Consider the following 12,850-nt stretch of genomic DNA (forward strand, 5'->3'; position numbering starts at 1 on the left):
GGCCAGGCCCAGCTGAGGCCGGGCCCGGCGGCCGGCCAGGGCCCGGCCTCAGGACTCTCGGCGGAGGCCTCCGAAGACCAGCACCACCACGGCGTCGGCCACCTCCCGCGCGCCCATGCCCCGGGCGTCGGGGCGGTACCACTCCACGAGCGAGTTGATCATCCCGAAGACCAGCCGGGTCGCGAGCCGGACCTCGACGTCACCGCGGACGTCCCCGTCGGCGGCAGCGGCCTTCAGGAGTTCGGCGACCCGGTGGTCGAAGTCCCGGCGCCGCTCCAGGGCCCACCGTTCGGTGTCCGTGTTGCCGCGCACCCGCAGGAGCAGCGTCACGTACGGCAGCTCGGAGGTCAGCACCTCGACCATGCGCCGCACCACGTACTCCAGGCGCTCCACGGCGCGTCCCACGCGCGCGTGCTCCTCGTCGAGGATCGCGAACAGGCCGTCCAGGGCCCGGCTCACCGCGCGCCGCAGCAGCTCCTCCTTGCCCGCGACGTGGTGGTAGATCGAGGACTTGGAGATGCCGGCCGCCCGGGAGAGGTGCTCCATGGAGGTGCCGTCGTAGCCGCGGTCGTTGAAGACCTGGACGGCGACGGAGAGCAGGGTCTCGGGCGTGTAGGTGTCCCGCTTGGCGGTCGTCACCGGTCGCCCTCCCGCTTCTCGTTGGCGTACGCGTGGCGGTAGAGCGCCAGCGACGGGGCGTAGCGCCCTGAGGAGTCGCGCACGTGCAGTTCGTCCAGGACGTCGTACGACCAGGAGGCGCCGAGCCTGCGGCTCCACTCGAAGGGGCCGAGGGGGTAGTTGACGCCGAGACGCATCGCGGTGTCGATGTCCTCCTCGGTGGCGACGCCCTTGGCGACCGCGTCGTGGGCGAGGTCGACGATCCGGGCCACCGTGCGGGCGACGATCATGCCGGGGCAGTCCCCGATCACGCTGACGTCCTTGCCCAGCGCCTGGAAGAGTCCGATGGCCTCGGAGAGGGTCTGTGGAGCGGTGTCCTGGGAGGCCGACAGGGCGATCCGGGTGGCCTTGCGGTAGTCGAGGGCGAGGTCGAAGTACACGACGTCACGGAACTCGACCGAGGTCTGGCCGTCGGCCAGGACCAGCTGGCCGCCGCTCGGCAGCACCAGGCGGGTGCCGTGGTCCTCCTCGTCCTCACGGACCTGGATGCCGGCCTCGCGGATCAGGGCGAGGACGTCGGCGGCCGGGCCGAGGTCGCCCTCGGCGACGACGTACGCGGGCGGCTGCGCCTTCTCCGCCGTGTGCGGCTCGGCGGGCTCGGCGCCGTCCCCGTAGTCGTACCAGCCGTGGCCCGTCTTGCGGCCGAGGCGGCCCGACTCGACGAGCCTCCGCTGGGCCAGCGACGGTGTGAAGCGCACGTCCTGGAAGAAGGACCGCCACACGGAGTGGGTGACGGATTCGTTGACGTCCTGGCCGATCAGGTCGGTGAGCTCGAAGGCTCCCATCCGGAAACCGCCGGACTCGCGCAGCACCGCGTCGATGGTGGCGGGGTCGGCCGCCTGGGACTCGTGGACCGCGAAGGCCTCGGCGTAGAAGGGCCGCGCGATGCGGTTGACGATGAATCCGGGCGTGTCCGCGCAGGCGACGGGCGTCTTGCCCCAGGAGCGGGCGGTCTCGTACGCGCGCGTGGCCGACGTGACGTCGGTCGCGAATCCGGAGACGACCTCCACGAGGGGCAGCAGCGGCGCCGGGTTGAAGAAGTGCAGCCCGAGGAAGCGGCCCGGGTTGCGCAGCGCGCCGCCGATGGCCGTGACGGACAGCGAGGAGGTGTTGGTGGCCAGCAGGCAGTCATCGCCGACGACGTCCTCCAGCTCCCCGAACAGCTGCTGCTTGACGTCGAGTTGTTCGAGCACCGCCTCGACGACGAGCGCGCAGTCACCGAGGTCGGTGAGGCTCTCGGCCGGCCGGAGCCGGGCACGCGCGGCGTCCCGGTCGGCGCCGGTGAGCCGGTCCTTCGCGACGAGCCGGTCGAGACGGGCGCCGATCGCTTCGGCCGCCGCCGCGGCACGCCCGGGAACGGCGTCGTGGAGCCACACGGGGTGGCCCGCCACCAGCGCGACCTGGGCGATGCCCTGGCCCATGGTGCCGGTGCCGACGACTGCCACGGGGCTGCTGAGGTCGAGTGCTGTCATGTGCGCGATCCTCCCGCACGACGTTTTCCACGGATGCGGCGGACCCCCTTGTCCCGACCGATCGTTCGGTTACTCTAACCCTGACTGTCCATTCCTGCCCAGCTCGCGAGCTCGACGAGGAGCTCTTGAGACAAGGAGTTGGTCCTTGATGGCCGCCGAACTCACCGCGCACCAGTTGATCGCCCAGCACCGGCCCACCCTGGATCAGGCGCTGGAAGCGATCCGCACCCGCGCGTACTGGTCCCCGCACCCCGAGCATCCCAAGGCGTACGGCGAGAACGGCAGCCTGGGCATGGCCGAGGGCAAAGCCGCCTTCGACGCCCTCCTCGGCACCCGCCTCGACCTCGGCCAGCCCGGCACGGACGACTGGGTCGGCGGCGAGGTCTCCCCGTACGGCATCGAGCTGGGCGTCACGTACCCGCACGCGGACATCGACGTCCTGCTGCCCGCCATGCGCGCGGGACAGCGCGCCTGGCGCGACGCGGGCGCGGAGATCCGCGCCGCGGTCTGTCTGGAGATCCTCAAGCGGATCAGCGACCGCACCCACGAGTTCGCGCACGCGGTCATGCACACCAGCGGCCAGGCCTTCATGATGGCGTTCCAGGCGGGCGGCCCGCACGCCCAGGACCGCGGCCTGGAGGCCGTGGCCTACGCCTATGTGGAGCAGGTCCGCACCCCCGACACCGCGGAGTGGAGCAAGCCCCAGGGCAAGCGCGACCCGCTCGCGCTCACCAAGCAGTTCACGCCCGTCCCGCGCGGCATCGCGCTGATGATCGGCTGCAACACCTTCCCGACGTGGAACGGCTACCCGGGCCTGTTCGCCTCCCTGGCCACGGGCAACGCGGTCCTGGTCAAGCCCCACCCGCGCGCGGTGCTCCCGCTCGCGCTCACCGTGCAGGTCGCCCGCGAGGTGCTCGCCGAAGCGGGCTTCGACCCGAACCTGGTGGCGCTGGCCGCCGAGCGTCCCGGCGAGGGCATCGCGAAGACGCTGGCCACCCGCCCCGAGATCCGCATCGTCGACTACACCGGCTCCACCGCCTTCGGCGACTGGCTGGAGACCAACGCCCGCCAGGCGCAGGTCTACACGGAGAAGGCCGGCGTCAACACGGTGATCGTCGAGTCGACCGCCGACTACAAGGGGATGCTGTCCAACCTGGCCTTCTCCCTGTCGCTCTACAGCGGCCAGATGTGCACCACCCCGCAGAACCTGCTGATCCCGCGCGAGGGCATCTCCACGGACGAGGGCCACAAGTCCTACGACGAGGTGACCGCGGATCTCGCGAAGTCGGTCGGCGGGCTCCTCGGCGACGACGCCCGTGCGAACGCCCTGCTCGGCGCCATCGTGAACCCGGACGTCAAGGCCCGGCTGGAGGCCGCCGCCGGACTCGGCGAAGTCGCCCTGCCCTCACGGCAGATCGAGAACCCCGAGTTCCCGGGCGCCGTCGTGCGCTCGCCGCTGATCGTGAAGCTCGACGGCGCGCGCAAGTACTGGGAGAACGCCGCGGACGGTGACGACGAGGCCGCCTACATGAGCGAGTGCTTCGGTCCGGTCTCCTTCGCCGTCGCGGTCGACTCGGCCGCCGACGCCGTGGAACTGCTGCGGCGCACCACTCGGGACAAGGGCGCGATGACCGTCGGGGCCTACACGACCGACGAGGCGTTCGAGCGCGAGGTGCAGGAGGCCTGCCTGGAGGAGTGCGCCCAGCTCTCCCTGAACCTCACCGGCGGGGTCTACGTCAACCAGACCGCCGCGTTCTCGGACTTCCACGGCTCCGGCGGCAACGGCGCGGCCAACGCGGCGCTGTGCGACGGTGCGTTCGTGGCGAACCGCTTCCGGGTGATCGAGGTACGCCGGGAGGCGTGAGCCCGACGCCGTCGAGCGTCCAGGGGCCTGTCCGACAACTCGCGTCGTCGCCCGCCGGGCGGACGGGAGTTGTCAGGCAGGCCCTAAGCCGTTGCGTCCCCCGTGGCGCTCCAGTGGAACAGCGTCATGGCCACGCTGGTGGCGAGGTTGTAGCTGGAGACCTGGGGGCGCATCGGCAGCGAGACCAGATGGTCGGCGCGGGAGCGCAGTTCGGCGGACAGCCCGCTGCGCTCCGAGCCGAAGGCGAGCAGGGCGTCGTCGGGGAGCTTCGTCCCCCGGATGTCCTCGCCCTCGGGGTCCAGCGCGAACAGCGGGCCCGCCGGCAGCTCGTCCACCGTCAGGCGTTCCACGGCGGTCGCGAAGTGCAGCCCCGCTCCGCCGCGTACGACCGTGGGGTGCCAGGGGTCGAGCGTGCCCGTCGTGACCACACCGGTCGCCCCGAAGCCGGCCGCGAGCCGGATCACCGCGCCGGCGTTGCCGAGGTTGCGCGGATCCTCCAGGACGACCACGGGCGCGGTGCGCGGCGCCCGGGCCAGCGTCTCCAGGTTGGCGGCGCGGGAGGGACGTACGGCGAGAGCCGCCACGGACGTGGGATGCGGACGCGTCACGAGGGACGCGAACACCGTCTCCGGGACCTCGGTCAGCAGCTCGTCGAGGGTTGCGCGGACGTCCGGGGCGAGTTCCTCGGCCAGTTCCAGGACGGCGGCCCGGCCGGTCGTGACGGCGACCGGGACGCGCGCCCCGAAACGCACCGCGTGCTTGAGGGCGTGGAAGCCGTCGAGCAGGACGGAGTCGTCGGAGAGCTGGCGCCACACACGTACCGGGTCGTTCATGCGGTGAAGCCTACGTGCGGGTGCTCGGGCTCCTCCCGAACGCCCGCTGCGGGCTCCCGGGGGCCCGGAACCGCCCGGCCGCCGCCGGGAAGGAGCCGGTCACGCACGCGTGCGGCCTGTCCGCCGAGCCGGTGCAGGAACGACGTCGGCAGGAACACCGAGTCCGCGGCGATCATCGCGAGCGAGAAGAACGGCAGCCCGAGGACCACCGCGATCACGGCGTGCTCGGTCATCATGGCCGCGAGCAGGACGTTCTTGACCCGCCGGTTGAACAGGGTGAAGGGGAAGGCGACCTGGACGAGGACCGTCCCGTACGTCACCAGCATCACGATCGTGCCGTGCGCGGACATCAGGTCGGACAGAGCCGGCCACGGGGAGAAGGACTCCAGGTGGAGCGGGTAGTAGACGGCCGTGCCGTCCTGCCAGCGCGAACCCTGGATCTTGTACCAGCCGGCGGTCGCGTAGATCAGGCACGCCTCGGCCATGATGATCATCAGGGCCGCGTTGTGCACGAGGTTGGCGACGACGTCCAGCAGGATGCGCGGCTCCGCGGTGCGGGCGAATCGGCCGACGGCCCACCACAGGCCCTGCACCGCCCACAGCCCCCACAGGACCGTGAGCCAGCCGCCCAGGAAGCCCCCGTCCACGCGTCCCGCGCCGGTCGCCACCGCCAGCGCGATGCCCAGCACCGCCCACAGCACGGGGCCGGCCCGGTCGGGTCCGGTCCGCTCACCCCGCGCGCGTGAGGCACGTTCGCGCCGGTCCCGGCGCGCGTCGAGTGACCACACCTGGGCGCAGCGCACGAACACCAGATAGATGGCCATCAGGTGCAGGACGTTGTCCCCGCCGTCCCCGATGAAGATGCTGCGGTTCTGCAGGGACAGCACGCCGATCATGAAGACCACGGAGGTCGCGCGGGTCCGCCACCCCACCAGGAGCAGGGCACTGGACAGGACGGCGAGGGCGTAGACGGTCTCGAACCAGATCTGGCCGCGGGACCACATCAGGACCGTGAAGGCGTGGTTCCCCTCGACGAGCTGCCGGGCCAGATCCCAGCTCCAGGGCGAGTCGGGCCCGTACATCTCCTGACGGTGGGGGAACTCGCGCAGCAGGAACAGCAGCCAGGTGGCGGCGAAGCCGATCCGGATCACCGCGCTCTGGTACGGGCCGAGAGCGGACTCGGTGACCTTGGCGATGCCCCGCGCGGCCGTGGAAGCGAATCGGGTCATCGGGCGCTCGCCTCCGTCGGCCCGTCCCCGCGCTCGCCCGCGGGAACGGCCCACCAGGGCAGCTCACGGACGACGGGCCGGTCGGACACCTTCTCGTCGCTCCACCGCGGCGGCGGGACGTCGGTGGTCAGCGAGCGGAACTGGACCCGCTCGACGTGTGCGCCCTCGCCGCCCGCGTGCTCGCGGTCGAGCCGCAGGACGCCGATGCGGCGCAGATAGCTCTCCGACAGGTCGCCGCGCAGGCCCACGGGACGGTTCTCGCCGTCGTGCGTACCGAGGTAGAAGTCCCAGGCCCGCCTCAGTTCGTTCTGCTGGGTGTGGCTCGGCAGCGGATTCCGGTCGATGGCCCGGCCGTCGAGCGCGGACAGGTCGTACCAGCCGGTCTCCCGGCTGGTGCCGTCCGCCAGGCGCACCTCGGCGCGGACCTGGACCGCGATGTCCTGCTGCAGCGGGTTGGGAGCGAAGAGCTTCCAGTTCTGCTCGAACTCGGGGTAGATCCAGTCGTCGATCGCGCGGCCGTGCTGTTTGGTCACCGTGTTCGAGGGAGCTACATGCAGGAACACCATGCCGAGGTGCACACAGGCCACGACGGCGACGAGGGCCAGGGCGAAGGCGGCGGCGAGCTGGTAGCGCAGGGGCAGGGCCGCGAGACCGGCGGGAGCACCGGTTCCGGGCTCGGGCAGCGGGGCGGGGGCCGGTTCGGGGGCTGGACCCGGGTCCGGGGACGGTTGAGGGCCTGATCCCGGGTCCTGGGCCGGTCGGGGGCCTGAATCCGGGTCCGGGTCCGGGTTCGGCGCGAGGTCCAGAGCTGCGGCGGTCGTCGGCACGGGATCCGCGAGACCTGCGGATGCCTCGGGGACGGTGCTCTCTGGTTCCTCTTCTCCCGCCGGCTCGGAAGCCTCGTCCGCGGCCGGCGGTGCGCCGGTTCGCGGAGCGCTGGGCCGCGGAGCGCCGGTTCGCGGGCCGCCGGGCTGTGCGTCGGCGGAAGGCGCGTCGGCGGAGGGCGGCCCACCGGTGACCGCCTCGTCGGCCGGCCGCGGGCCGGGCAGCGGCGGACCGTCCGTGGCACCGAGCGCGCCGCCGGTCGCGGCGCCGGGACCGGCGCCCTCGGGCGCGACCGAACCCGGCTCCCGCTTCGAGCCCTCGTTCCTCGCGTCCATCCCGCCCCGATTCACGATCCCGGATCCGTCTGCCGGCCTTCGGACTGCGGGAACCGTACCGCCACGTCGTGCCGCGCCACGACGATCGCAGCCGAACCGTAGTCGGAGCCCACCGTCCGGCACAGCCCCGGGCGCCGGGGCGGCACGCCGACGCGCACGAGGTTATCCACAGCGGTTGACACCGTACGGCGCTCGACCGACCATTGTTGCGAATGGACCGAACGATCGGTCGGTCGGGAGCGAGAGGTCGAGGGGGACCGCATGGCGACAGCATCAGCGCACCACACGGCCCGCACACAGGCGGACGAAGCCGCCGACGAAGCGGCGCGCACGGCGGCTTACGAGGTCGTCTTCGACGCCGCGGTGGCGGCCGACGAACGCATCGAGCCGCGGGACTGGATGCCCGACGCCTACCGCTCGACCCTGGTCCGCCAGATCGCGCAGCACGCCCACTCCGAGATCATCGGCATGCAGCCGGAGGCCAACTGGATCACGCGCGCGCCCTCGCTGCGGCGCAAGGCGATCCTGATGGCGAAGGTCCAGGACGAGGCGGGACACGGGCTGTATCTGTACAGCGCGGCCGAGACGCTCGGCGTCGGCCGCGACGAACTGCTGGACAAGCTGCACTCCGGCCGCCAGAAGTACTCGTCGATCTTCAACTACCCGACGCTGACCTGGGCGGACGTCGGCGCCATCGGCTGGCTCGTGGACGGCGCGGCGATCACCAACCAGGTCCCCCTGTGCCGCTGCTCGTACGGCCCGTACGCGCGCGCCATGATCCGCGTGTGCAAGGAGGAGTCCTTCCACCAGCGCCAGGGGTACGAACTGCTGCTGGCCCTGAGCCAGGGCACCCCCGAACAGCACGCGATGGCGCAGGACGCCGTCGACCGCTGGTGGTGGCCCTCCCTGATGATGTTCGGCCCGCCCGACGACGAGTCCTCGCACTCCGCCCAGTCGATGGCCTGGAAGATCAAGCGCCACTCGAACGACGAACTGCGCCAGCGTTTCGTCGACATCGCCGTCCCCCAGGCCGAATCGCTCGGCCTGACCCTGCCCGACCCCGACCTCGTCTGGAACGAGGAGCGCGGCCACCACGACTTCGGCGCCATCGACTGGACGGAGTTCTGGGACGTCCTCAAGGGCAACGGCCCGTGCAACGACCAGCGGATCACCCAGCGCCGACGCGCCCACGAAGAGGGCGCGTGGGTCCGGGAGGCGGCCGCGGCGTACGCGGACAAGCACACGAGCCCGGCCGTCGGCACGACGAGCACGACCGGTGAGACAGGAGCGACCCGAGCATGACGAACACCGACTGGCCGCTGTGGGAGGTCTTCGTGCGCTCGCGCCGCGGACTGTCGCACACCCACGCCGGCAGCCTGCACGCGCCGGACGCCGAGCTGGCGCTGCGCAACGCCCGCGACCTGTACACCCGCCGCGGCGAGGGCGTCTCGATCTGGGTCGTTCCCTCGGCGGCGATCACCGCGTCCTCGCCCGACGAGAAGGACCCGTTCTTCGAGCCGGCCGCCGACAAGCCCTACCGGCACCCGACGTTCTACGAGATCCCGGAAGGGGTGAAGCACCTGTGACGCTCACCGTGAACACCGCGGCCGCCCTGGCCCTCGGCGACGATGCCCTCGTGCTCTCGCACCGGCTGGGGGAGTGGGCCGGCCACGCGCCCGTCCTCGAAGAGGAAGTGGCCCTGGCCAACATCGCGCTGGACCTCCTCGGCCAGGCCCGGGTTTTGCTGTCGATGGCCGGCGACGAGGACGAGCTGGCGTATCTCCGCGAGGAGCGCGCCTTCCGCAACCTCCAGCTCGTGGAGCAGCCGAACGGCGACTTCGCGCACACCATCGCCCGGCAGCTCTACTTCTCGACCTACCAGCGGCTTCTCTACGCGCACCTGGCCTCCGGGGACGGCGAGTTCGCCCCCCTCGCGGCCAAGGCCGTCAAGGAGGTCGCCTACCACCAGGACCACGCCGAGCAGTGGACGCTGCGCCTCGGCGACGGCACGGACGAGAGCCGTGCCCGCATGAACGTCGCGGTCCAGGCCCTGTGGCGCTTCACCGGCGAGATGTTCCAGCCGCTCGACGGAGTCGACGTCGACTGGGACGCCATGCAGACCGCCTGGCTGGAGTCCGTCGGCGACGTCCTGCGCCGCGCCACTCTGACCGTCCCCGAAGGGCCGCGGACCGGCGCGTGGACGGCCGGGGCGGGACGTCAGGGCCTGCACACCGAGTCCTTCGGCCGGATGCTCGCGGAGATGCAGCACCTGCACCGCAGCCACCCGGGGGCGTCGTGGTGACGGCCACCGCCCTGGAGGAGGAGCTGCGCCGGCTGGCCGGCTCGGTGCTCGATCCCGAACTGCCCGTCCTCACGCTGGAGGACCTAGGCGTGCTGCGCGCCGTCCACGTCCGGGCCGAGGACAGCGTCGAGGTCGAACTGACCCCGACCTACACCGGCTGCCCGGCGGTCGAGGCCATGTCCATGGACATCGAACGGGTGCTGCACGAGCACGGCGTGCGCGAGGTGTCCGTGGTCACGGTGCTCAGCCCGGCCTGGTCGACGGACGACATCTCGGACGAAGGCCGCCGCAAGCTGCGGGAATTCGGGATAGCGCCCCCGCGCGGCAACCGTCCCGCGGGCCCGGTCTCCCTCGACCTCGGGCCGACACGGACGGCGACGGACGGCCCGGAACTCGAGCCCGTCCGCTGCCCCTCCTGCGGATCGGCCGAGACCGAACTGCTCAGCCGCTTCTCCTCCACCGCGTGCAAGGCGCTGCGCCGCTGCCTGTCCTGCCGCGAACCGTTCGACCACTTCAAGGAGCTGTGATGGCCCGCTTCCACCCGCTCACGGTGGCCGCGGTCGACCGGATCACCGACGACTCCGTGGCCCTGACGTTCGCGGTGCCCGCGGAACTGCGCGAGGACTACCGGCACGCGGCCGGCCAGCACCTGGCACTGCGCCGCACGCTCGACGGCACGGAGATCCGCCGCACGTACTCCATCTGCTCACCGGCACCCGCCCCCGACGGCGAGGCGCCGCGCACCCTGAGGGTCGGCGTGCGTCTGGTCGACGGCGGCGCGTTCTCGACGTACGCGCTCAAGGAGATAGCGGTCGGCGACCAGGTGGAGGTGATGGTCCCGGCGGGGCGCTTCACGCTGGAGCCCTCGGCCGGTCTGTACGCGGCGGTGGTCGGCGGCAGCGGCATCACCCCGGTGCTGTCGATCGTCTCGACCCTGCTGGCACGGCAGCCTGACGCGAGCTTCTGCCTGATCCGCAGCGACCGCACGGCGGCCTCGACGATGTTCCTGGAGGAGGTCGCCGACCTCAAGGACCGCTACCCGCAGCGGTTCCAGCTGGTGACGGTCCTCTCCCGGGAGGAGCAGCAGGCCGGACTGCCGACCGGCCGGCTCGACCAGGAGCGGCTGACCGGGCTGCTTCCGGCGCTGCTGCCCGTCGAGCAGGTGGCGGGATGGTTCCTGTGCGGGCCGCTGGGGCTCGTCGAGGGTGCCGAACGCGCCCTGCGCGGGCTCGGGGTGTCCCGGAGCCGCATCCACGAGGAGATCTTCCACGTGGACGCCACGCCTGTCGCTCCCTCCGCGATCCCGGCACCCGCGCACAGCACGGTGACCGCACGGCTCGACGGACGCGGCGGCACTTGGCCCGTCCAGGACGGCGAGTCGCTGCTGGACGCGGTCCTGCGCAACCGTCCGGACGCGCCTTACGCCTGCAAGGGCGGTGTCTGCGGCACCTGCCGGGCGTTCCTCGTCTCGGGCGAGGTGCGGATGGACCGCAACTTCGCGCTGGAACCCGAGGAGACGGAAGCCGGATACGTACTGGCCTGCCAGTCCCATCCGGCCACGGAGAAGGTCGAGTTGGACTTCGACCGCTGAGAAGGAGCGGCCGGTGACCGGCCGTTCCCTTCTCATAGAACCTGTTCTATCTTGACGCACCGTCAGATCAGGCTTTCCGTCTGGTCGTTGGCCCCGGCGCGTGCGGAAGGACGGGATCGTGGACTTCACCTTCACCGAGGAGCAGCAGGCGGCGGTCGAGGCGGCACGGGCGGTGTTCGCCGGGGTCTCCCCCGACGGGGTGCCCAGTCCCGCGCTGACCGCGGGCGCCGTCGCCGAGGACTTCGACCGGCCCCTGTGGGCGAAGCTCGCCGACGCGGATCTGCTGAGCCTGCTGCTCGACGAGGACGCCGGCGGGGCGGGCCTCGACGCGGTCGCGCTGTGTCTCGTGCTGCGGGAGTCCGCCCGGGTGCTGGCCCGGGTGCCACTGCTGGAGAGCAGCGCGGCGACGGCGGCAGTGCAGCGCTTCGGCGGCACGGAGGCCAAGACCGAACTGCTGGGGCGGGCGGGCCGGGGAGAGCTCGTGCTGACCGTCGCCGCCAACGGCAGGACCGGTCACGACCCGGCCGAACGCGCCGTGACCGCACGGCAGGACGGCACGGCATGGGTGCTGGACGGCGTCCAGACGGCGGTGCCCTGGGCCCTCGACGCCGACGTGGTCGTCGTCCCCGCGCACACGGACGCCGGCCGGACCGTCCTCACGCTGATACCCCGCGGCCACGAGGGAGCCGTGATCGCCGAGCAGATCTCCACCACCGGTGAGCGGCTCGGTGAACTGCGTCTGGAGAACGCCCGGATCGCCTCCCGGGAGGTCATCGACACCCCGGGGGCGTGGGAGTGGCTCCGGGACCTGCTGACCACCGGCACCTGCGCTCTGGCGCTCGGGCTCGGGGAGGAGGTTCTCCGGATGACCAGCGCGTACACGAGCAAGCGGGAGCAGTTCGGATTCCCGGTCGCCACGTTCCAGGCGGTCGCCGTGCAGGCCGCCGATCGCTACATCGACCTGCGCGCGATGGAGGCGACGCTCTGGCAGGCCGCGTGGCGGATCGGCACGGGAGCCGACGGCGCGCTCCCGGCGGGCGGGGACGTGGCCGTCGCCAAGATCTGGGCCTCGGAAGGGGTGCGCCGGGTCGTGCAGACCGCCCAGCATCTGCACGGAGGGTTCGGCGCCGACACCGAGTACGCGCTGCACCGGTACCACGCCTGGGCCAAGCACCTGGAACTCTCGCTCGGCCCGGCGGCGGCACACGAGGAAGCCTTGGGCGACCTGCTGGCGGCGCACTCCCTGAGCTGAGGATCAAGGCATCCGCCGCCGCCTCGGGGCCCGGCCAGCCGCATCAGCGGCTCAAGGCCGCCCCCGATGGCGGACGCGAGTGGAGCACGGCTAGAGCACGAAGCCGGGCTCGCCCTTGGCGTTCACGACCGGGCGGCCTGCGGCCTCCCAGATCTGCATGCCGCCCTCGACGTTCGCGGCGTCGATGCCCTGCTGGACCAGATACATGGTGACCTGCGCCGAACGGCCGCCGGAGCGGCAGATCACGTTGACGCGGCCGTCCTGCGGGGCCGCCTCGGTCAGCTCGCCGAACCGGGCGACGAAGTCGCTCATGGGGATGTGCAGCGCCCCCTGGGCGTGACCTGCCTCCCACTCGTCGTCCTCGCGGACGTCCAGCAGGAAGTCGTCGACCGTGAGGCCGTCGACCCCGACCGTAGGCACACCAGCTCCGAAACTCATGCCTCCGACGCTACCCGACCGCGCAGGTCCG

The 12,850-nt window shown here is 72.1% G+C and carries 13 protein-coding genes; 7 read left to right on the forward strand and 6 right to left on the reverse strand.

The features are described 5' to 3' along the window. Nucleotides 1–48: 48 nt before the first annotated feature. On the reverse strand, nt 49–639 hold the full coding sequence (locus IO36_RS00890) for a TetR/AcrR family transcriptional regulator (protein ID WP_037614815.1): 591 nt from the start codon (nt 637–639) through the stop codon (nt 49–51). Next, complete coding sequence (locus tag IO36_RS00895) at nt 636–2,150, reverse strand: 3-hydroxyacyl-CoA dehydrogenase (RefSeq protein WP_037614816.1); 1,515 nt, start codon at nt 2,148–2,150, stop codon at nt 636–638. The genes IO36_RS00890 and IO36_RS00895 overlap by 4 nt, the downstream gene beginning before the upstream one ends. 148 nt (nt 2,151–2,298) lie before the next feature. Here IO36_RS00895 and paaN point away from each other — a divergent pair, with 148 nt between their 5' ends. After that, nucleotides 2,299–4,014, forward strand: coding sequence for a phenylacetic acid degradation protein PaaN (paaN, locus tag IO36_RS00900; protein ID WP_037614818.1), 1,716 nt, complete (start codon nt 2,299–2,301; stop codon nt 4,012–4,014). A gap of 83 nt (nt 4,015–4,097) precedes the next feature. Here the strand turns inward: paaN and IO36_RS00905 are convergent, their stop codons facing one another. From IO36_RS00905 to IO36_RS00915, 3 genes are read right to left on the reverse strand one after another with little or no spacing between them, the layout of a single operon-like run. Further along, complete coding sequence (locus IO36_RS00905; protein ID WP_037614820.1) at nt 4,098–4,847, reverse strand: TrmH family RNA methyltransferase; 750 nt, start codon at nt 4,845–4,847, stop codon at nt 4,098–4,100. After that, nucleotides 4,844–6,076, reverse strand: a complete 1,233-nt coding sequence (locus IO36_RS00910) for an HTTM domain-containing protein (RefSeq protein ID WP_037615344.1) — start codon at nt 6,074–6,076, stop codon at nt 4,844–4,846. The genes IO36_RS00905 and IO36_RS00910 overlap by 4 nt, the downstream gene beginning before the upstream one ends. Continuing rightward, nucleotides 6,073–7,236 (reverse strand): DUF5819 family protein, encoded by a 1,164-nt coding sequence (locus IO36_RS00915; protein WP_107065602.1) that lies wholly within the window; start codon nt 7,234–7,236, stop codon nt 6,073–6,075. Before IO36_RS00915 ends, IO36_RS00910 begins: the two co-directional genes overlap by 4 nt. A gap of 261 nt (nt 7,237–7,497) precedes the next feature. On the opposite strand from IO36_RS00915, the gene paaA reads away from it, so the two are divergent. The 6 genes from paaA (at nt 7,498) to IO36_RS00945 (ending at nt 12,381) form a co-directional block, all read left to right on the forward strand. Beyond that, nucleotides 7,498–8,538 (forward strand): 1,2-phenylacetyl-CoA epoxidase subunit PaaA, encoded by a 1,041-nt coding sequence (paaA, locus tag IO36_RS00920; protein ID WP_037614822.1) that lies wholly within the window; start codon nt 7,498–7,500, stop codon nt 8,536–8,538. Beyond that, complete coding sequence (gene paaB, locus IO36_RS00925) at nt 8,535–8,822, forward strand: 1,2-phenylacetyl-CoA epoxidase subunit PaaB (protein ID WP_037614825.1); 288 nt, start codon at nt 8,535–8,537, stop codon at nt 8,820–8,822. Before paaA ends, paaB begins: the two co-directional genes overlap by 4 nt. Further along, nucleotides 8,819–9,538 (forward strand): 1,2-phenylacetyl-CoA epoxidase subunit PaaC, encoded by a 720-nt coding sequence (gene paaC / locus IO36_RS00930; protein WP_051899879.1) that lies wholly within the window; start codon nt 8,819–8,821, stop codon nt 9,536–9,538. The genes paaB and paaC overlap by 4 nt, the downstream gene beginning before the upstream one ends. Beyond that, on the forward strand, nt 9,532–10,065 hold the full coding sequence (paaD, locus tag IO36_RS00935; RefSeq protein ID WP_037614828.1) for a 1,2-phenylacetyl-CoA epoxidase subunit PaaD: 534 nt from the start codon (nt 9,532–9,534) through the stop codon (nt 10,063–10,065). Before paaC ends, paaD begins: the two co-directional genes overlap by 7 nt. Further along, nucleotides 10,065–11,129 carry a 2Fe-2S iron-sulfur cluster-binding protein gene (locus IO36_RS00940; protein ID WP_037614831.1) on the forward strand — a complete coding sequence of 355 codons (1,065 nt, stop codon included), beginning with the start codon at nt 10,065–10,067 and terminating at the stop codon, nt 11,127–11,129. Before paaD ends, IO36_RS00940 begins: the two co-directional genes overlap by 1 nt. Before the next feature lie 118 nt (nt 11,130–11,247). Further along, on the forward strand, nt 11,248–12,381 hold the full coding sequence (locus IO36_RS00945; protein ID WP_037614832.1) for an acyl-CoA dehydrogenase family protein: 1,134 nt from the start codon (nt 11,248–11,250) through the stop codon (nt 12,379–12,381). Between the two features lie 90 nt (nt 12,382–12,471). Here the strand turns inward: IO36_RS00945 and IO36_RS00950 are convergent, their stop codons facing one another. Continuing rightward, nucleotides 12,472–12,819 carry a rhodanese-like domain-containing protein gene (locus tag IO36_RS00950; protein WP_037614834.1) on the reverse strand — a complete coding sequence of 116 codons (348 nt, stop codon included), beginning with the start codon at nt 12,817–12,819 and terminating at the stop codon, nt 12,472–12,474. Between the last annotated feature and the right edge of the window lie 31 nt (nt 12,820–12,850).

This window comes from Streptomyces aureus (assembly GCF_000725495.1).
Lineage (GTDB): Bacteria > Actinomycetota > Actinomycetes > Streptomycetales > Streptomycetaceae > Streptomyces > Streptomyces aureus_B.

Bases quoted from the DNA above. Each gene is read 5' to 3' on its own strand.
- IO36_RS00895 (WP_037614816.1), bottom strand. From the start codon at position 2,150: ATGACAGCACTCGACCTCAGCAGCCCCGTGGCAGTCGTCGGCACCGGC.
- paaN (WP_037614818.1), top strand. From the start codon at position 2,299: ATGGCCGCCGAACTCACCGCGCACCAGTTGATCGCCCAGCACCGGCCC.
- IO36_RS00905 (WP_037614820.1), bottom strand. From the start codon at position 4,847: ATGAACGACCCGGTACGTGTGTGGCGCCAGCTCTCCGACGACTCCGTC.
- IO36_RS00910 (WP_037615344.1), bottom strand. From the start codon at position 6,076: ATGACCCGATTCGCTTCCACGGCCGCGCGGGGCATCGCCAAGGTCACC.
- IO36_RS00915 (WP_107065602.1), bottom strand. From the start codon at position 7,236: ATGGACGCGAGGAACGAGGGCTCGAAGCGGGAGCCGGGTTCGGTCGCG.
- paaA (WP_037614822.1), top strand. From the start codon at position 7,498: ATGGCGACAGCATCAGCGCACCACACGGCCCGCACACAGGCGGACGAA.
- paaB (WP_037614825.1), top strand. From the start codon at position 8,535: ATGACGAACACCGACTGGCCGCTGTGGGAGGTCTTCGTGCGCTCGCGC.
- IO36_RS00940 (WP_037614831.1), top strand. From the start codon at position 10,065: ATGGCCCGCTTCCACCCGCTCACGGTGGCCGCGGTCGACCGGATCACC.
- IO36_RS00950 (WP_037614834.1), bottom strand. From the start codon at position 12,819: ATGAGTTTCGGAGCTGGTGTGCCTACGGTCGGGGTCGACGGCCTCACG.